Annotated in this window: 8 protein-coding genes and 2 pseudogenes; 8 read left to right on the top strand and 2 right to left on the bottom strand. The window is 60.5% G+C overall.

Annotation, left to right across the window (positions count from 1 at the left end):
* Window positions 1-86 precede the first annotated feature (86 nt).
* On the bottom strand, window positions 87-581 hold the full coding sequence (locus NO978_RS20005) for a histidine kinase N-terminal 7TM domain-containing protein (RefSeq protein WP_369684149.1): 495 nt from the start codon (window positions 579-581) through the stop codon (window positions 87-89).
* Window positions 582-752: 171 nt separating this feature from the next.
* Here NO978_RS20005 and NO978_RS15040 point away from each other — a divergent pair, with 171 nt between their 5' ends.
* From NO978_RS15040 to NO978_RS15015, 6 genes and pseudogenes are all read left to right on the top strand, one after another.
* Window positions 753-13505 (top strand): hypothetical protein, encoded by a 12753-nt coding sequence (locus NO978_RS15040; RefSeq protein WP_257300412.1) that lies wholly within the window; start codon window positions 753-755, stop codon window positions 13503-13505.
* Window positions 13498-13944 carry a hypothetical protein gene (locus tag NO978_RS15035; RefSeq protein WP_257300411.1) on the top strand — a complete coding sequence of 149 codons (447 nt, stop codon included), beginning with the start codon at window positions 13498-13500 and terminating at the stop codon, window positions 13942-13944. The genes NO978_RS15040 and NO978_RS15035 overlap by 8 nt, the downstream gene beginning before the upstream one ends.
* Window positions 13945-14112: 168 nt before the next feature.
* A pseudogene (locus NO978_RS15030) lies at window positions 14113-15790 on the top strand (transposase).
* Between the two features lie 596 nt (window positions 15791-16386).
* Entirely contained in the window at window positions 16387-17082 is a 696-nt protein-coding gene (locus tag NO978_RS15025) for a nucleotidyltransferase domain-containing protein (RefSeq protein ID WP_257300410.1), read from the top strand.
* Complete coding sequence (locus tag NO978_RS15020; RefSeq protein ID WP_257300409.1) at window positions 17075-17584, top strand: DNA-binding protein; 510 nt, start codon at window positions 17075-17077, stop codon at window positions 17582-17584. The genes NO978_RS15025 and NO978_RS15020 overlap by 8 nt, the downstream gene beginning before the upstream one ends.
* 25 nt (window positions 17585-17609) lie before the next feature.
* Window positions 17610-18030: pseudogene (locus NO978_RS15015) on the top strand (site-specific integrase); the annotation flags it as partial.
* Between the two features lie 495 nt (window positions 18031-18525).
* On the opposite strand, the gene NO978_RS15010 reads toward NO978_RS15015, so the two are convergent.
* Window positions 18526-19203: an IS6 family transposase gene (locus NO978_RS15010; protein WP_257300408.1), complete on the bottom strand. Its 678-nt coding sequence runs from the start codon at window positions 19201-19203 to the stop codon at window positions 18526-18528.
* Window positions 19204-19450: 247 nt separating this feature from the next.
* Here NO978_RS15010 and NO978_RS15005 point away from each other — a divergent pair, with 247 nt between their 5' ends.
* The gene (locus tag NO978_RS15005) at window positions 19451-20899 is read left to right on the top strand and encodes a cytochrome ubiquinol oxidase subunit I (RefSeq protein WP_369684148.1); all 1449 of its coding nucleotides are present in this window, start codon (window positions 19451-19453) and stop codon (window positions 20897-20899) included.
* Window positions 20892-21887: a cytochrome d ubiquinol oxidase subunit II gene (locus NO978_RS15000; protein WP_257300406.1), complete on the top strand. Its 996-nt coding sequence runs from the start codon at window positions 20892-20894 to the stop codon at window positions 21885-21887. Before NO978_RS15005 ends, NO978_RS15000 begins: the two co-directional genes overlap by 8 nt.
* The last annotated feature ends 46 nt before the right edge of the window (window positions 21888-21933 follow it).

The raw sequence follows: 21933 nt of genomic DNA, 5'->3' as shown, positions 1-21933 counted from the left end.
ACGGGATGGGCTCCGCGACGGAGCCCATCCCTGTGGATCATCACGAACCTCCGCTGCCAGCTCATACAGCCCGATTTGTGCGCCTCCTATGAGATGGTGGCGAAATCAGCTCGGGCTAAACACATACGGACAATCCATCTCTCGAATGTCACGTTCAGTACGGTCATCGGGCCCTGATATACGATCCCGTCGACTGTCTGGAGAAATTTAGGGTTGAGGGCCGTCAGCGTGCCGATTACGAGAACGTGGGCAAAAAATAGGCCCCAGACCACTCGAATACGGCGTTGGCTCGACTCAGCATACGCTAATGCAAACCACACTAACGACCACGTAAACAGCGGAATGAGTACCACGAGAGTGAGGTGCAACAGCCACACTGTTGGCGATAGGCCCGTGAAGAGGCGTCTGAGAACATCTGCGAGTTGCCAGAGCGCGATTGCGGTCATTAGCATGGTGAATGCTAACACTACCTGGCGACGACCCTCTCGGAGGTACAGAACACCTCCGTACCCTGCCAGTGAAGCCGCGAGCAGGAAAATAGGAATATTGACCAATAGCGACGGCGTAACCTGGAACGACATTGGTCCCCACGTTAGACTATGGAAATATCAAACTACCTGTAAACGGAGACTAATTCGGCCAACTTCGTTGAATGGGGTCTGCGATGTGATCCACTTACTCAAGTGTTAGTTCTGGCTTTAGCTACAGTAATCTGATATTTATATACTCGGGTCGGCTTAAAACTCGTAACAGTGAATACTTCGCTACGATTGGGAGTCGCTTTTTTTACACTCATTCTGATCCTCACGGGTGTCGTAATCGGTAGTTCCGTTGCTGCAACTGATACTGACGGCGATGGATTGACTGATGAGACTGAAATCGAACTCGGTACCAATCCTAACGCTGTCGACAGCGACGGGGACGGCATCAACGATAGTGTTGAGACGAACAACGGATCTGCTATCGATACAGATGGCGACGGGACTATCGACGCATTAGACGACGATAGTGACGGTGATGGGATCCCCGACAGTACTGAAGGTGCTGGAAAAGCCGATGATGATGGGACAGCGAACTATCGGGACCTCGACTCTGATGGAGACGGTATCGACGACGAAGACGAGGACGCCCTTGGCACCGATCCGTACGATTCGGACTCCGACGGCGACGGGATTCCCGACGACGTGGAAACGACGCGACTAGACGGAACGGGCCCCGGCGAGGCAGTCGACACGGACGGCGATGGCACCATTGACGGACTTGATACCGACAGCGACGGCGACGGCACGGAAGACACGAACGAGGGCACTGGCGACAACGATGGTGACGGTACTCCCGATTACCGCGATCCGAGAGATGAGGACGGTCCAGACGGCGATCTTGACGGTGATGGCCTGACCAACAGCCAGGAACGAACGCTCGGTACTGACGGCAACGACGCCGACAGCGACGACGACGGCATTCCCGACAACGTCGAGACGAACGATGGAAACAACGTCGACACGGACGGCGACGGCAGGCTTGATGCAAAAGATACGGACAGCGACGGGGATGGTATTCCCGATAGTGAGGAGGGGACAGACGATCCAGACGGTGACGGCACCGCGAACTACAGAGACGAAGATTCCGACGGTGACGGCATTCTCGACAATACCGAGGGGACCGGCGACACTGACAGTGATGGCACGGCGAATTATCTGAGCACCGACGCGGACGGCGATGGCATTGACGACTCGGTGGAGGGAACTGGCGATCCTGACGGCGACGGAACGCCGAACTACGCGGACCTCGACAGCGATGGCGACTTCCGGAACGATGCAGAGGAGGGGACCAGCGACGCTGACGGCGACGGGACGCAGAATTACCTCGATACCGACAGCGACGGAAACGGTGTCCCGGACAGCAGGGACAGCGACGGGGACAACGACGGCGACGGGTTTCCGGACTACCTCGACACCGATGATCAAGACGGTCCGGACGGGGACCCCGACGACGATGGCCTGACCAACAGTCAGGAGAATTCCTTGGGCACAGACAACCAGGACAGCGACACCGACGGCGACGGGTTCAGCGACGGGACGGAGGCACCCGATGGAACGGGCGTAGACACGGACAGTGACGGAACCATCGACGCGTTGGACACCGACAGCGACGGTGACGAGCTGTCTGATAGTGTGGAGTCGAATCTAGGAACGGATCGAACGGATAGCGACTCCGATGGCGACGGGATTTCGGACGCTGTCGAGACGAACGACGGAAACAGTGTCGACACGGACGGTGACGGGACTGTCGACGCGCGCGACACCGACAGCGATGGCGACGGGATCGCTGACAGCACGGAGGGAAGCGGCGATGCCGACGGGGAAGGAACGGCGAACTACCGTGACGAGGACGCCGACGGTGACAACATCCCGGACCGTATTGAAGGAGCAGCAGACGCCGACGGTGATGGGGATGCGAACTTCCTCGATACCGACAGCGACGGCGACGGTATCGACGATGTTGACGAGTACACCAACGACCCAGGTGCCGGTAACAGCGACAAGGACACCGACGACGACGGGGTTCCGAACTTCCTCGAAACGGACAGCGACGCAGACGGCATCCCGGACACGACTGAGGGGCAAAGCGACTCTGATGGGGACGGCATCCCGAACTACCTTGATGCCGACAGCGACGACGACGGCGCGTACGATCTCAACGAAGGGACCGGTGACGACGACGGCGACGGGACGCCGAACTACCTCGACCCCGACAGCCAGGTTGGGGGTGGGTTTGATCCCAACGGCGACGACGACAACGATGGCATCCCGAACCTCGTCGATGGATTCGGTGACGCCGACGGCAATGGGGATCCGAACTACCTCGATACCGACGCCGACGGCAACGGTATTCCCGACAGCACGGAGGGCAGCGACGACGCCGACGGCGACGGAACCGGGAACAACGCCGATATCGATAACGACGGCGACAGGATCGACGACGACGTCGAGGGAACGGACGACGAAGACAACGACGGGACGCCAAATTACTTTGACCTCGATTCGGACGGTGACGGCATTGACGACGAGGTCGAAGGCGAGTCCGACAGAGACGGCGACAGCACACCGAACTTCCTCGACCTCGATTCGGACGGTGACGGCATCGACGACAGTGCCGAAACTGCGGGCGATGCCGATGGCGACGGCACGCCGAACTTCCTCGACACCGACGCCGACGGTGGTGGGATTCCCGACAGCACGGAGGGAACCGGCGACCAGGATGGAGACGGCAGGCCCGATTACCTCGACAGCGATACGGACGGTGACGGCATTGGAGACGGGACCGAAGGATCGAACGATCTCGACAGCGACGGGACGCCGAACTACCGGGATGACGACTCGGACGGCGACGGGATTCTGGATAGCACCGAATCAGCTCTCGGAACCGACCCGTACGACGAGGACTCGGATGGCGACGGTATCACCGACGACGTCGAAACGACGCGCCCAGACGGCACAGGACCCGGTGAAGCAGTCGACACCGATGGCGACGGGACCATCGACGCGCTCGATACCGACAGCGACGACGACCGAATCTCGGACAGCACGGAAGGGACTGGAGACCCCGACGGCGATGGAACGGCGAACTACCGTGACGAGGACGCCGACGGTGATGGCATTGCCGACCTAGCCGAGTCCGACGGTGGACGGTCGGTCGACACGGACAGTGACGGGACGGACGACTATCTGGACACTGACAGCGACGGCGACGGGATCTCCGATAGGGCCGAAAGCGAAACGAACCTGGCCGTCTCGAACCCACCGGGATACCTCGACAAGGACGCCGACAACGACGGAGTTCCGAACTACCGCGACACGGACGCTGATGGTGACGGCATCCCTGACAGCACCGAGACCGATGATGACGCCGACACGGACGAGTTGGCGAACTACCTGGACCGGGACTCGGACGGTGACGGAATCAGCGACCGCGAGGAGACGGACGCCGATACAGACGGGGATGGGAATCCGAATTTCCTCGACATCGACGCCGACGGCGACGGTGTTGACGACGCGACCGAACAGACGCTCGGCACCGACTTCCTGAACAGCGACTCGGACGGCGACGGTATCGACGACGGGACCGAGACGTCGGACAACAACGGGACGAATCCCGGTCAGACCATCGACACCGACGGCGACGGGACCATCGACGCCCTCGACACGGACAGTGACTCCCCCGGCCTGCCCGAGGTGAGTCCGGACAGCGAGGAGACCGACGGTGACGAGGACGGCGACGGTATCCCGAACTACCGGGACACGGACTCTGACGGCGACGGCTTCGACGACGACGTCGAGGGGGACGATGACCTTGACAACGACGGGACACCGAACTACCTCGACACTGATTCCGACGGCGATGGGATCAGCGACACCGACGAGGACACCATCGGGACCGACCCGTTCGACGAGGACTCTGACGGTGACGGCATCGACGACGGGACCGAAGGTGCCGGCAGCGAGACCGACACCGACGGCGACGGCACCATAGACGCGCTGGACGACGATTCTGACGACGATGGTGTCCCCGACGCCGACGAGGGAGGTGGCGACAAGGACGGGGACGGCACACTGAATTTCAGGGACGACGATGCAGACGGAGACGGCGTCCCGGACAGCACCGAGGGGACGGTCGACACGGACGGCGACGGGACCGCCGACTTCCTCGATACCGACTCCGACGGCGACGGTGTGAGTGATAGCACCGAGGCATCGTCTGCGACCGACCGAACGGACAGCGACACGGACGGAGACGGTATCGACGACGGGACCGAGACGACTCGCGTCGACGGAACCGGTCCCGGCGAATCTGTCGACACGGACGGTGACGGGACTATAGACGCCCTTGACTCGGACTCAGATGGCGACGGCATCGACGACTCGACAGAGGGCGCGGGCGATGCGGACGGTGACGGCACCGCGAACTACCGGGACCGGGACAGTGACGATCCCAACGACCAAGCGGGTGATGGCTCTCTCGATGACGGCTCTGCCGAGGAGGGGACGACCGATACCGACGGCGACGGGACGGCCAACTACCTCGATTCGGACAACGACGGCGACGGCGTCACCGACGGCAATGAATTATCGCTTGGAACCGGTGTGAACGATGCCGACACCGACGGCGATGGTATCGACGACGGAATCGAGACAACGACTGTCAGTGGCACGGGGCCCGGTGAGGCCGTCAACACTGACGGGGACAGCACCATCGACGCGCTCGATGCTGATTCGGACGGCGACGGCATCTCAGACAGCACCGAAGGAGCGGGCGACGCGGACGGTGACGGGACTGCGAACTACCGTGACGGCGACAGCGACGACGCAGACGACCAGAGCGGTGACGGCCAACTGGACGACGGGTCAGCGACGGAGGGGACGACCGACACGGACGGCGATGGGACGCCGAACTACCTCGACGACGACAACGATGGCGACGGCATCCCCGACGGCGACGAGGACGAGAACGGCAATGGGTCACTCGACGCTGGCGAGACCGATCCGAACGACGCCGACACGGACGACGACGGGCTCTCCGACAGCACCGAAGGAGCCGACAGCGAAACCGACACCGACGGCGACGATACCATAGACGCTCGGGACACCGACTCCGACGACGATGGCATTGACGACAGCATCGAGGGAACAAACGATCCAGACAGTGATGGTATCCCGAACTACCGGGATACTGACTCGGACGGCGACGGCATCCTCGACACCAACGAGGACGAGGATGGAGACGGTGTGCTGGATGCCGGCGAGACAGATCCGTACGACCCAGACACCGACGGCGACGGACTCTCGGACATCACAGAAGGAGCCGACAGCGAGATCGATACCGACGGTGACGGCACCATCGACGCGCGGGACACCGACTCCGACGACGACGGCATCCCCGACGACACCGAAGACCAGACCGCCGACGATGGGCAGGCAACCGACACCGACGGCGACAACACTCCAGACTACCGCGATGACGATTCGGATAATGACGGCATCCCCGACAGTATCGAAGGGTCCGACGACACCGATGGCGACGGCACGCCGGACTACCTGGATGAGGACAGCGACAACGACGGTATCCCGGACACCGACGAGGACGAGAACGGCGACGGCGTGCTCGATGCCGGCGAGACCGATCCGTACAACCCCGACACAGATGGGGACGGCCTCTCCGACAGCACCGAGGGTGCTACCAGCGATACGGACACCGACGGTGACGGCACCATCGACGCACAAGATGGCGACTCCGACGACGACGGCATCGACGACAGCATCGAGGGAGACGGTGACCCGGACGGGGACGGCGTCCCGAACTACCGTGACGGTGACAGCGACGATGCCAGTGACAGTACGTTCGACGGTGATGGCGAGCTCGACGACGGCTCGGCGACCGAAGGGACGACTGACACGGACGGCGATGGCACCGCGAACTATCTCGACGACGACAATGATGGTGACGGCATTCTGGACACCGATGAAGACGAGAACGGCAATGGGTCACTCGACGCTGGCGAGACCGATCCGAACGACGCCGACACCGACGGCGACGGGCTCTCCGACAGCACCGAAGGAGCCGACAGCGAAACCGACACGGACGGCGACGGCACCATCGACGCCCGAGACACCGACTCCGACGACGACGGCATCGACGACAGTACTGAAGACCTGACCGCCGACGATGGAGAGGCGACGGATTCCGACGGCGACGGCGTCCCGAACTACCGCGACGGCGACAGCGACGATGCCAGTGACAGTACGTTCGACGGTGACGGCTCGCTCGACGACGGTTCAGCGACTGAAGGGACGACCGATACTGACAGCGACGGGACACCGAACTTCATCGATTCTGACAACGATGGGGATGGTATCCTGGACGGTGACGAGGACGAGAATGGGGACGGCAGCCTCGATACCGGCGAAACGGACCCGAACGACCCCGATACCGACGGCGACGGTCTCTCGGACAGCGTCGAGGGTGCCGACAGCGAGACCAACACCGATGGCACCGGCGATATCGACGCCCGAGATACTGACTCCGACGACGATGGCATCGAGGACAGCGTCGAGGACGTAACTGCCGACGACGGTAGCGCGACTGACACGGACGGGGATAACATCCCCGACTATCGCGACGACGACTCGGACGGTGACGGTATCGCCGACAGTATTGAGGACCAGACTGCCGACGACGGTGACGCCACCGACACGGACGGCGACGGCACGCCCGACTTCCAGGACACCGACAGCGACGACGACGGCATCACGGACGACATTGAGGACGACACGGCGGCCATCGGCGACTCCCCGACAGACACCGACGGCGACAACACGCCGGACTACCTAGATACCGACTCCGACAACGACCGTATCGGCGACGATACGGAGGACCTGACCGACGACGATGGTCCGGCGACGGACACCGACGGCGACGGCACGCCGGACTACCGCGACGGCGACTCGGACGGGGATGGCATCTCTGACGATGTCGAGGATGACGACAACACGGTGGGCAACGGCCAGGCCACTGACAGCGACGGTGACGGCACCCCGGACTTCCAGAGTACGGATTCAGATGGCGACGGGATCCCGGACGCCGATGAGGACACGAACGCCAACGGCGTGCTCGACCCGGGCGAGACCGACCCGAACATCGCTGACACCGACGGGGACGGTATCGATGACGACACCGAGACGACCCGCGTCGACGGGAGCGGTCCCGGAGAATCGGTCGATACGGACGGTGACGGAACCATCGACGCTCAGGACACCGACTCCGACGATGACGGTATTCCGGACAGCACGGAGGGCGATGGGGATGCCGACGGCGACGGGACCGCGAACTACCGGGACCGGGACAGCGACGATCCGACCGACCAGGCCGGTGACGGCCGGCTGGACGACGGCTCAGCCACCGACGGAACGGTCGATACCGACAGCGATGGCACCGCGAACTACCTCGACGACGACAACGACGGCGACGGCATCCTGGACACCGACGAGGACGAGGATGGCGACGGGATCCTCGACACCGGCGAGACCGACCCGAACGATCCCGACACCGACGGCGACGGGCTCTCGGATAGTCTGGAGGGTGCCGACAGCGAGACCAACACTGACGGCACCGGCGACATCGACGCTAGGGACAACGACGCGGACGACGACGGTATCGAGGACAGCGTCGAGGACCTCACCGCCGACGACGGTAGCGCGACTGACACGGATGACGACGGCACACCGGACTACCGCGATGCCGATTCGGACGGCGACGGTATCGCCGACAGCATCGAGGACCAGACCGCAAACGACGGTGACGCCACTGACACTGACAACGACGGTACACCCGACTTCCAGGATATGGACAGTGACGGGGACGGAATCGAGGACGATGTCGAGGACGACACCGGAGCGATCGGCGATTCCCCGACCGACACCGACGGCGACAGTACCCCCGATTACCTCGATACCGACTCCGACGACGACGGTATCGACGACAGTACCGAGGATCTAACTGCCGGCGACGGCCAGGCGACGGACTCCGACGGGGACGGCGTCCCGAACTACCGTGATGGTGACAGCGACGATGCCAGTGACAGCACTTACGACGGTGACGGCCAGCTGGACGACAGCTCAGCGACCGAGGGAACCACAGACACAGACGGCGACGGCACACCGAACTACCTCGACGACGACAACGACGGTGACGGTATCTTAGACGGTGAGGAAGACGAGAACGGCGACGGTTCACTCGACACCGGTGAGACAGACCCGAACGACCCCGACACCGACGGCGACGGACTCTCGGACAGCGTCGAGGGAGCCGACAGCGAAACTGACACCGACAGTGACGGCACCATCGATGCGCGGGATACTGACTCCGATAACGACGGCATCCCCGACAGTACGGAGGGTGCTGGCGATGCCGACGGTGATGGAACTGCGAACTACCGCGACGGCGACAGCGACGACCCGACCGACCAGGTCGGCGACGGTTCGCTCGACGACGGCTCGTCCACAGAGGGAACGACAGACACTGACGGTGACGGGACGCCGAACTATCTCGACGACGACAACGACGGTGACGGCATTCTCGACACCGAGGAGGATGAGAACGGCGACGGCAGTCTCGATACCGGCGAGAGTGATCCGAATCTCGCCGATACCGATGGCGACGGGCTCTCGGACAGCACTGAGGGCGCCGACAGCGAGACTGACACCGACAGTGACGGCACCATCGATGCGCGGGATACTGACTCCGATAACGACGGCATCCCCGACAGTATCGAAGGGACGACCGATACCGACGGCGACGGCGTCCCGAACTATCGAGATACCGATTCAGATGGGGACGGCATCCCAGACGGTGAGGAGGACAGCAACGGGAACGGATCCGTCGACACCGGTGAGACCGACCCCTACGCCGTCGACACGGACGGCGACGGCATCGACGACGATATCGAGACGACTCGCGTCGACGGGACTGGCCCCGGCGAAGCAGTCGATACGGACGGCGACGGCACAATCGACGCACAGGACGACGACTCCGATGGCGACGGCATCGATGACTCGACAGAGGGCACTGGCGATGCCGACGGCGACGGGACCGCGAACTACCGTGACATCGACAGTGACGACCCGACCGACCAGGCCGGTGACGGCCAGTTGGACGATGGCTCGTCCACAGAGGGAGCGACAGACACTGACGGTGACGGGACGCCGAACTATCTCGATGACGACAATGACGGTGACGGGATCACCGACAGCAACGAGGACGAGAACGGCGACGGCGCGCTCGATAGTGATGAGACGGACCCGAACGATGTCGACACGGACGGCGACGGTATCGACGACGATACGGAAGGCGCTGCCAGCAACACCGACACTGACGGTGACGGGCAGATCGACGCCCGCGACACGGATTCCGACGACGACGGGATTCCCGACAGCACGGAAGGAACCGGAGACGAGGACGGCGATGGGACGGCGAACTATCGCGACGACGACTCAGACGGAGACGGTATCCTCGATTCTACGGAAGGGGCCGGCGATGTCGACGGTGACGGGACGCCGAACTACCTCGATACAGACAGCGATGGTGACGGGACCTCCGACTCCGAGGAGGGAACTGAAGATGACGACGGCGATGGTACCCCGAACTATCTCGACGCGAACGATGAGGACGGTCCAACGGGTGACACAGACGGTGACGGTCTGACGAATAACGAAGAAGAGACGCTCGGAACAGATCCCACCGATAGCGACTCCGATGACGACGGAATCGATGACTCCGTCGAGACTGATGGAGGAACTGCCGTGGACACCGACGAAGACGGCGACATCGACGCCCTCGATACGGACTCTGACGACGACGGCATCTCAGACAGTGCTGAAGGAACGACCGACACTGATGGCGACGGAACACCGAACTACCGTGACACCGATTCGGACAGTGATGGTATCCCCGACAGTACCGAGGGTACGACTGACTCTGACGGTGACGGTGTCCCAGACTATCTCGATTCAGACAGTGATGGCGACGGCATCCCCGACAGCACCGAGGGGACCGATGATGTCGACGGTGACGGCACGCCGAACTATCTGGATACTGACAGCGACGACGGAATCCCAGACGGGACTGAAGGAGCCACAGATGCCGATGGTGACGGAACACCGAACTACCTGGACACGGACAGCGACGGAGACGGGATTCCAGACAGTACAGAGGGCACTGGAGATGGCGATGGCGACAGCACGTCGAACTACCTCGATACAGACAGCGATGGTGACGGGATCTCCGACTCCGAGGAGGGAACTGAAGATGACGACGGCGATGGTACCCCGAACTATCTTGACCCCGACGACGACGATGGTCCGGACGGTGACAGCGACGACGATGGGCTGAGCAATACCGAAGAAGCAGCACTGGGAACCGATCCCGACAGTGCTGACTCGGACGGAGACGGAATCAACGACTTCATCGAGACCGACGAGGGGAGCCCTGTCGACACTGACGGCGACGGCACCATCGACGCGCTCGACACCGACGCCGATGATGATGGCATCGATGATGGCACGGAAGGCACAGAAGACAGAGACGGCGACGGCACGCCGAACTACCGGGACACCGACAGCGACGCCGACGGAATCACCGATACTACCGAAGGAGCGACCGACTCCGACGGCGACGGTGTCGCCGACTACCTGGATACCGATAGCGATGGTGACAGCATCCCCGACAGTACAGAGGGTGTCGGAGACGCTGACAGCGACGGGACGCCGAACTACCGCGACACTGACGCGGACGGTGACAGCATCCCCGACAGTACCGAGGGAACCGGCGACGCCGACGGCGACGGGACGCCCAACTATCTCGACCCTGACGACGAGGACGGCCCGGACGGCGATAGCGACGACGACGGCCTGGACAACGACGAGGAACGGGCTCTGGGTACCGACCCGAACAGCGCCGATTCGGACGGTGACGGTATCGACGATCGTATCGAGACCGACGGCGGTGATACGGTCGATACCAACGGCGACGGAACCGTCGACGCCCTCGACACTGACAGCGACGACGACGGAGTTCCCGACAGCACCGAGGGGACGGCGGACACAGACAGCGACGGGACGCCGAACTACCGCGACACCGATGCCGACGGGGACAGGATTCCCGACAGCACGGAGGGAACGACGGACACGGACGGCGACGAGGTGTCGAACTACCGGGATACTGATTCAGACGGCGACGGCATCGCTGATGCGGACGAGGGGACTGATGACGCCGACGGTGACGGCATCCCGAACTATCTCGACCCCGATGACACCGATGGACCCGACGGCGACACCGACGACGACGGACTGACCAACGGTGAGGAGACGACACTCGGGACGGACCCGAGCGACGCTGACTCAGACGGAGACGGAATCAACGACTTCGTTGAAACTAACGGTGGCAGCGCCATCGACACGGACGATGATGGGAGCATCGACGCGTTGGACACGGACGCCGATGGAGACGGTATCCCAGACAGCACGGAAGGCACCACCGACGCAGATGGCGACGGTACGCCGAATTACCGTGACACCGATAGTGACGGTGACGACATCCCCGACAGCACCGAAGGGACAACCGACTCGGACGGTGACGGGACGCCAGACTATCTCGACCCCGATACGGACAGCGACGACGGAGATGATAGCGGAAACGACAGTGGAGACGGAGATGACAGCGATAGCGGAGACGACGGCGGTGACGGCGGAGATGACAGCAACGACAGCGAAGACAGCAGTGACGGTGACGATGGGAACGACCCGCCGGTGGCCGATGACGACAGCTTCACCACCGCCGAGGACAGCACCTCTGGGCCGATCGATCTCCTGGATAACGACATCGATCCCGACGGCGACACGCTCTCGGTCGAGTCGATCGTCGGCACCCCGCTGACCCCGGGTATCGCCCAGACCATCGCCGTGCCCAACGGCACGGTGAACGTCTCGGACACCGGCGAGGTGACCTTCACCCCGGATGCCGATTACAACGGGCCGGTCAGCTTCGACTACGTCGTCTCCGACGGCAACGGCGGCACCGATACCGGCACCGCCAACGGCATTGTCACGGCGGACGACTCGCCGGCGCCCGCCGACGACAGCTTCACGATTGACGAGGACGCCACGCTCAGTGACGACGTGTCCGGCAACGACCCCGGCCTGGGTGACGCGCCGGTGACCTACAGCGTCGCTGCCGGTGACGAGCCGGTCCACGGCACCGTGAACATGAGTGGCGACGGCACCTTCGACTACACGCCGAACGCCGGCTACAACGGCAGTGACAGCTTCACCTACACGGTGACCGATGATGACGGCGACAGCGCCACGGCGACGGTGAATATCACGGTCAATCCGGCAGACGATGTCAGTGACGGTGATGATGGGGACGATGGCAGTGACGGTGACGCCGACGGCGATGGCGTCCCCGACTCAGAGGAAGGTGACGGTGACCTCGACGGCGACGGCACGCCCAACGACGAGGACACCGACACAGACGGCGACGGCATCCCCGACGCCGAAGAAGGCACGACCGACACCGACGGTGACGGCACGCCCAACTACAAGGACTCCGACTCGGACGGCGACGGCATCCCCGACGCCGAGGAAGGTACCGGTGATGTCGACGGTGACGGCACACCCAACTATCTTGACCCCGACGAAGGCGATGCCGGCGCTGGTGATGATGAGAGTGACGGGAGCGAGGCGGGGACGACGGATCCCGGTGAGAACGACGATCGAGAGGACTGTGAACTGTTCGGAATCAGTTATGGCTCCTTCATCATCTGTTGGTATTGGTGGCTCCTCATACCGATCGTGGGCCTGTCGCTCGTCGTGTATCAGACCTGGCACCGAGGTATGTTGAGACAACTCCTCGGGATAAAAAACGACGACATCGGAGGTGAGACAGATGAGTGAGCGCTCCGACACCCTTACCGATGGCCTCCGATGGGGAAGTCGGCTCGCTGTAGTGGGTATTTTGATCGCAGCGCTGTCCCTGGCAATCTCTGCCGTCGGTATCGGTTCGGCTAATCCGCTGTACTGGGCTGGTGTATTCCTCTCGATCATCGCAGTTACCGGGGCCGCAATTCGTGGAGCGCGCACGACCGACACTGATGGTGACGGCGTCCCCGACTCTGAAGAAGGGACGACCGATACTGACGGCGATGGTACCCCCGACTCAGAAGAGGAGTACTCGGTTGTCCGCCACGCTGGGGGGGTGATCTCGGCGATGGTCGGTGTATTCGTTATCGGATTCGGCGTCGAGAACGGGAATCTCTTGATCATACTGGCCGGTGTCGGTGTACTCATCGTCGGTGTACTCGGGGTGATTTTCGACACTCAGCGAACAGAGTGAACTGGCCGTTCAGTATGCGGAATGCTGTTGGATTGAGACAGAAGCCGCCGCAGAAGCAGTTCTTGAGTAGTAAAGATATAATCGGGGTAACCATCGAGGAGTCAACTGATGAGCAGGTCCCTGTCGAGAGGACGGTGTTCTTGATCGAGTCGTACTTAGCGTCTCGTGGTGGCACCGACTCTCAATTCTTGCCGGACTGTCTTTCGACAGATCGCCAGCCAATCATACACTGACTGGCCAGTATACGAATCGACGCCGTTGTACGATCGGGCATCGCTCCCCGCACTGGAATCGGACATTCGGATCGTCGCACAAACGTGGTTCAGACACGACGACCATACCTCCATTGAGCAGTTCGTCTGTTCACTCCCGCTGGCGTATTTCAAATTCAGCACACACGATCACTATGCAGGGTCGACCAGCTACGGGATGGATACCCTCTTTCGGCTGTTCGTGCTAAAAGAATACTACGGATGGGACCACGAAACCGCGCTCGTCGAGTACCTCAACCGCCATCCTTTGCTCTGCGATCAGTTAGGGTTAGAGACGGTCCCCGGGTCAGTCGACGTTGTGGCGGAGTTGGAACAATCGGTTCACTGCAGATCTTCGCGAAACCGTCGAGACAGCCGGTCGGACAATTCTCATTAAAGCCCAAAATGCGGGTGTTTCGGTTCCACGCGATCCTCAGCGGAAGCTCCGGTACCGCGATAGCGACAATGTAGATCCGAGACCGGACGAGCAAAGTATTCTGGAACAGGCGGCGAGGATTACAGACCACGTTAGCCGCGTTGTCTTCCCGGCATTCTCGCTGGCCCGAGGTGAGGGCTGTGAGATTCACGAGAACGCCTACTGGGGATTACAGACGTATCTGGGGCTTCGCGAGAATCTGGCTGCCAACGAGGGTGCTCGCAGCTTCGTCTACGAATCAAACCGAGATCGGACACCGTTGGGCCACGCCCATCGCGACCACATCCGTAAGCTCTCCATCGAGAAGATTCGCGAGATGTACCGACAGGCCGTCGACAGGCTCTTGAACGAGGTAGCGGAGACAGAGCAGTTCTTCCGGGCCGGAATCGTCGCTATTGATATCACAGAAGCGGACCCGTTCACAGGCGATCGGACCGGCCTCGAGGACGAGATCATCGGGACGAAAGAGAACACTGACGAGTACGCCTACCACTGGGCGACAGTCCAGTTGGTCGGCAATGCGGTGCCACTCGTGCTCGATGCTCGTCCGGTACGGAAAGGCGAATCACGCAAAGCAATCGTCGAGGACTTGCTGGATTCAGCTGAGAACCTCGTCCACGTCGATAATGTGCTGATGGACCGGGAGTTCGATAGCCAGCACGTTTTGGAGATGCTCAGCCAGCGTGGACTCTCGTACGTCGTCCCAAAGCGGATGCAGACCAGCGAGAAAGCCCAAGCGAAGCGGTTAATCCAGCGCGACCAAGATCGGTACGAGACCGACCGGAAGCTCCACCTCGGAAAGAACGAGTGGCACGAGACGACGTTGATCTATCGACGGGAAGAGGACGCAGAGCATGATGACCATCGACAGTATTCGGTGTTTATGTCGAATCGGGGGAGCGGGCACCTTACAGAGTACGGCTACAGGTGGGAAATCGAGAGCGGGTACAGGTCAATCAAGCGGTTCATGGCCGCGACGACGTCGAAGCATTTCGGGCTTCGGTTCTTCTACTTCGCGTTCGCGTGTCTCCTGTACTCAATTTGGCGAGCGGTGGACCTACTCGTACAGGTCGAGTTGACCGGTGAATACGAACATGCGCCGATGGTGACCGCCGACAACACGCTCACGCTGTTGAAGAAACAGACGGGAATCGGATAGACACCCCTCCAACGCGGTCGGTCGCCTTACTCAATAGCGGCAGCGCTGCGCAGTCCCGTGCTCAAGAGCAGCATCGGTTGGACTTCTGAGGAGAATCAACGGTTGGCGCAGTGTCCGAGGTCGATCGTCATCTGCAATTCGCCCGAAACCACGCATGCTGACCCCGCTAAACCCGCTGTAGTCTCAACTCCCCGCGATCTCGCTTTGGTATAGCCATATACAGTTTATAAACTGGATTTCTCGACCATTAGCACCTCTACTACTGGAATTGGATACTTTGGGCGAATATACGTTTGGACATGATTACTTCAATAATCACGACCACTTTGAGGTACCCCGACGCAGTCGGGGAAGTACGAATGCTGCAACTGCCTCATATCACCGTTTCCCCCAGGGAGAGCCGTCAAGAACAGGGTCCGAGATTACTCTGGGTCTCTTCAGCCGAGCTCGCGTAGGCGGTGAGGATAGCCCTCGTGATAGACCAGGGGCCTGGTGTCGATTTATTTCTCCACACGTCCGCTGCTGTTAGAAGAGATATTTAGGGTAAATCCGAATCACATATAATGTTTTTATAGTAGTGGACCGTGATACGGCATATGAACCGTGAGGCGGATACTGAGAATTCACCCGGGGCAGCAATTTCGCTTTCAATACCCCCGCAAGACCCGACGTTATTCAAACACAAGGCGACGAGCGACGTCCTCCTATTTTTAACAAACCACCGATTCAGTAACTTCTCACTGCGAGAGCTCGCAACACAGATCGGTCACCCACACCAGTCCGTCCGACGGGCAGTGAACGTTCTCAGCGCGAACGACTTGCTCGTCGAATCTCCCGAAAGCAACCAAAGACTCGTCCGAATCAATAGACAGCGCCTGTCTATCCCAGATGATCCACTCCTCCGTATTCCCCAATCGGAGTATCACCAACCAGTCAAAGCTGCGGTCACGGAGCTCCGCGAGAACATCAACGACGTCGTTGGCATCATCCTGTATGGGAGTGTGGCTCGAGGCGAGGCTGACCGACGGAGTGATATAGACCTCTGGGTGCTAACCCGTACAGGGCGCGCCGAAAGCCAACGCGAAGCGAACGCCATAGCCCGTGACCTCGAAGACACGAAGTTCGATGGTAACCGATACGCCTACGATATCGACGTCGAGGCTGTCCAGGCAATCCCGGCGTACACCGAGGATATTCGGGAAATCGTTGTTTCAGGAATTCCGGTCTACAAGACGAACGACTTCGAAACCGTCGAAAACCTCCTCCTGGAGGCAGGAGACGACGATGAGTAACGGCTCAGACCCGGATGCCGTACTCGAAGCACTCGACCGCGCACAGGATGCCTTCGAGAGGGTTGGACGCGGCCGACCAACCTTCGAAGATGGGATTAGTTCTGATGAAGACTGGAAGACACAGCTGACGAAAGCGTGTCGCCTTCTTGAAGTCGTTGACACCCTCCAAGCACAGGACGGGTACTACACGGCCGTCATCGAGGTCTGTTTCGGCGGTATCGAACGGTCAATTGAGGCGTACGCGCTCGCAATGACGAAGGATACGCTTCAGGACTTTCAGGACCACCAGTTCAGCTACGAGCGCGCCCACCAGATCGGGCTATTTGAGCGGGAGACCGCAAAGGCGATGAAGGACCTCTACAGCGAGAACCGGACAGAGAGTTATTACGGCGGTGGGCGTCCAACTGAAGAACAAGCGGAAGCAATGACCGACCTCGCCAATGCTGTCCATCAGTTCGCAGTGAGCCAGATACGGGAAGGCGGCGTCTGTCTGTGTGACTGACTGCGTTCAACACTTCACAAGACTATGGACCATGATTGTCCCTGAAAATGCCGACTTGGACCTCGCTTTCGAGAATCTCGACGAACGCGTCTTCCGCGAATACGCTCAGGATTTCGCCGGATGACCGTGGACTCAAGCAGAACACCGTCCAAACCAATTATCGCTATATCTCTGTGTGGTGTGGCTGGTGTGTCAACGAGAGGTATCTTGAAGTCCAGTACGCGCACCGGGCAAGTGCGATGGCGCGCTGCCTGAAGACGACGGCCCCAAGCCCGGTGATCAGCAGGCCTAGACGTCCAAACAGCGCCACGCTCTCACCCGACCACTTCGACGAAATGATCTGCGACGCCATCGAGACATCTACTACACTCCCGGAGTTCTAACCCCTCAACAAGCAGCGAGCGCTCTACGCGGCGCTGGAGATGGCTCGTAACCGGGTTCTGCTGTAACTCGGGGTCTATGGGAAGGTTCCTCCTTGACAACGGAAGTATGACTTCGACTCGAAAACTGCGACTGCAGTCGGATACCGCATTATCTTACCCAGTTATTTCGCTGCTCCTAATTTTGAGAATTTGATGGGCCCGAAATCGGAATTGTGGACGGTATTTCTGGTGATTACTTTGAGGGCTGGAAGACCTGAAGTGCAGCCAATCTTGGTAAAAACGCATTCTACCTTGCCCAATGTTTACTTATTACCATCCCGAATTATTAGGTATGAATAGACGCTCCCTGATAACCGGATGCCCCGCTATGATTGCTACCTTAGCAGGTTGCGTCAACAAAATTGGGAACTCATCCAATGATAGAGCAACCGAAGAAAGTGAATCAAGTTGTAATGATCTTCCAAGTGAGCACCTTCATCTAAGACTCAGAAATCACACTAGCTCTCTTGTTGATATAAACACATTAGTAACGGGAGAGGATGGTGAGGAAGACACTGTCTAGTTTAGAACCTCGTCAGCTGGCGTTCGATCATCGAGCGATTGGTGCGGTCTGAGACGGTTATAATAATGCGCAAATAGCGCAAGCCACTGGCGAACGCTCCGCCGACTGCCCACCCACGAATTGTGGAAACGGTCGAGCCGCATTTTAAGCGTGTGAAACCATTTTTCAATGAGGTTTCGGTCGGTATAGTCAACCCGACCGTTTAACCCTAATCGTGCAATTGCAGTCCGATAGCCGAACTGATCGACGAGAAGCGTTGCGTTCGAGAGATCGTGTTTCTCCGCCAGTCCAGACAGGAACGCAGCCGCCGGATCCGTGCCATGGCGTCCGAACAATGCAACGTCAAGAATGAGTTTTGTGTCGGTGTCTATTGCAGCGTACAACCAAGACCACTCGCCGTTAATTTTGACAGCAGTCTCGTCGACCGCGACCCGCTTCGGCTGCGCCTCAGGCGGGCCGGGTGCGCTGTCAGACAGCCGATGCACCCATTGCCAAACTGCTTGATGAGAGCGTTCAACGCCTAATTCCGCGAGAATCGTTGTTGTCTCTCTGAGAGAACAACCGGTCGCGTGAAGCCGGACAGCAAACGCCCTGACGGGCGTTGCTGTCCGCTCACGCTCCCAAGTTTCTTCTAAATCCGCCGCAAAGCACTCGCTGAGCAGGTCTGCGAGCATTTGAACCAACTAACTCAACGACCTGCTCGCTTCTCAAACTGGCTTAACTAGACAGTGCCACGAAAAGAGTCACGTAAGCCGTATGAGACGACGAGTCTCAACCTCTGTATCCACCAGTTATCGTATCTGATACGGCGATTGAGGTGTACAAAGAGTATAGTTCTAATAATCAAAAATGTTGTGGTGAATACTCCAAAGTGGAAACCATGTGGCTACTCAAAAGCTATTGTGTCGTAGCGCAAGGTGAATGAGTCCAATCACACTACTGAGTGCCGTCGACCCAGTATGGGTGGCGTTCCTATCTCCGGAAGTCGCGAGTCGTATGCAGTTCGGATGGACGATCTCCGTTCACATCATCTTCGCGTCCCTTTCGATCGGGCTCGCACCGTTTATTATCTACTTCACCTGGAAAGACGTGCGGACGAACGAGCAGCGATATGCGCGATTGCGCTCGTTCTGGGTGAAGGTTTTCGCCGTCGGCTTCGTGATGGGTACAGTCACCGGGATTCCGATGAGCTTCCAGTTCGGCACAAACTTCCCACAGTTCGCCGAGGTGGCGGGTGAACTGATCGGCGGCCCGCTGGCCTTCGAAGCGAAGATGGCGTTCTTCTTAGAGGCCGTCTTCCTCGGCGTGTTGCTGTACGGCCGTGACCGCGTCGGGGACCGAACATACGTCATCTCTTCAATACTTGTCGGCTTCGGCGCCTGGCTGTCGGGGTTCTGGATCCTGATCGTCAACGCTTGGATGCAGACCCCACGGGGCTACGAGATGGTCACCCGCAACGGGATGGAAGTCGCCAAACTAACCGATCCGTTCGCCGCGTTCCTCACCCCGCGAATGCCCTGGATGTACGTCCATATGATGAACGCATCGGTAATCGCGGTCGCACTGCTGGTCGCAGGCGTCTCGGCGTACATCGTCTGGAAAAAGCCCGACACTGAAGCCTGGAACACCGCACTCAAGCTGGCTGTCGTACTCTTGATAATCTCCGCACCGTTCCAAGCGGTCCACGGCGATGCCTACGGCCGCCACGTCGAGGACACCCAGCCACAGAAGTTTGCCGCGATGGAGGCCCACTACGAGACGGGGCAGGCCGACCTACACCTGCTCGCGTTTCCAAAGTCACCTGAAGCACTTACCGACCCGCGAGCCGAGAACCTCGTCACCGTGAGTCTTCCCGCAGTCGGATCGTTCCTCGCCAGTGGCGGGGACTTCGACGCCGAGGTCATCGGACTGAACGAGTACGAGGAGAACCCCCCAGTAGCACTCGTGTTCTGGTCGTTCCGCTTCATGGTCGGACTCGGGTTCCTGTTCATAGGACTCGCGTTCTGGGGCGGATTCCTCACGTACCGAGGCCGGTTGGCCGACAGCACACGCTACCTGAAAGCGATGATCGCTGCATCGCCGTTCGGCTACGCTGCGTTGCTCACCGGCTGGTACGTCACGGAGATCGGCCGGCAGCCGTGGGTCATTCAGGGCGAGCTCAAGACGAGCGATGCGGTGTCATCGACGCTCACCGGGGCCGAGGCGACACTAACCCTGGTCGGGTTCGTCGTTCTCTACGTCGGGTTGATGCTGACTGCGCTGTACATCCTGAAGTGGCTGGTCCGGGAAGAACTCCGATCACTCGGCGTCCAAGAGTCGAGTAGCGGCCGCTGGCACGGCCCGATTCCGTGGGTGAGTAGCGATGACTGACCCGCTATTGCCCGTCGACGCGTACCTCGTCGAATCGCTGCCCGAGATATGGTTCGGCGCCGTGCTGTTCGCGTTGGGGATGTACGTCGTCCTCGACGGGTTCGACTTCGGTATCGGGATGCTATACGCGACCCGGACGGACGAACGCGAGCGGGAGACGTTCCTGGCGGCGTTCGGACCGGTTTGGGATGCGAACGAGGTGTGGGTCGTCGCCTTCGGGACGATGCTGCTAGCGGCGTTCCCGCGCGTGTACTCGCGCCTGCTGGCGGACAACTATCTGCTCGCGCTCGGGTTCGTCGTCGCGTTGGTGTTCCGCGGCCTCGGTCCGGAACTCCGCGAGCAGCGCGACGACGAGCGCTGGAAGCGCTACACCGACTTCGCATTCATCGGCGGGAGCGTGTTCGCGCCGCTCCTGTTGGGGATGCTCGCGGGTCGTTGGCTGTTCGGCGGGGCGACGCTACCAGTGGCGTTGACTGGCGTCAGCCTGGTCGCCGTCTCGATAGTCACGGGGGCGGCGTTCCTCGCAGCCAAGACCGAGCCCGGTCTGGCATCGGAACTGCGAGCGTACGGCATCGGTGCGACACTAGCGTACCTTGGCGGTGTGGTCGTGCTGCTGGGAACTGTCGTCCTGACCGATGCGGGCGGCGCTGCCGACGCGGTGCTCTCGCTGCCCGTCGCTGCAGTCGTCACTCTCTCGGTCGCCGTCGGGCTGGGCGGGAGCGTACTGGCCAGACGCGGCCGGTACCGAGCCTGGCTCGCGAGCGCGCTGGCGCTGCCCACACTGTTGACGATCTTAGTCGCAGTTCTGCTGTACCCGACGATTTATCCGCCGACCGGGCTATTGGTTAGAGAAGCGGTCGTGTCGCCACTAGCGCTGAATCTCGTGACGGTCCTCGGGTTTCCGGTCCTACTGCTGGTACTGTGGTACTTCAAGTTCCTCTACGGCGTGTTTAGCGGCCCAATCGAGGGTGAGGGCTACGGGGGATAACCCCACCCACCTCTCGTCGTCCCGTTCTCCGCTCAGTACTGGGACT

Source organism: Haloarchaeobius sp. FL176, assembly GCF_024609245.1.
In the GTDB taxonomy this organism is placed as follows: Archaea; Halobacteriota; Halobacteria; order Halobacteriales; family Natrialbaceae; genus Haloarchaeobius.
Note: the sequence above shows the minus strand (reverse complement) of the source record. Positions and strands in the feature narration are given on the sequence as shown.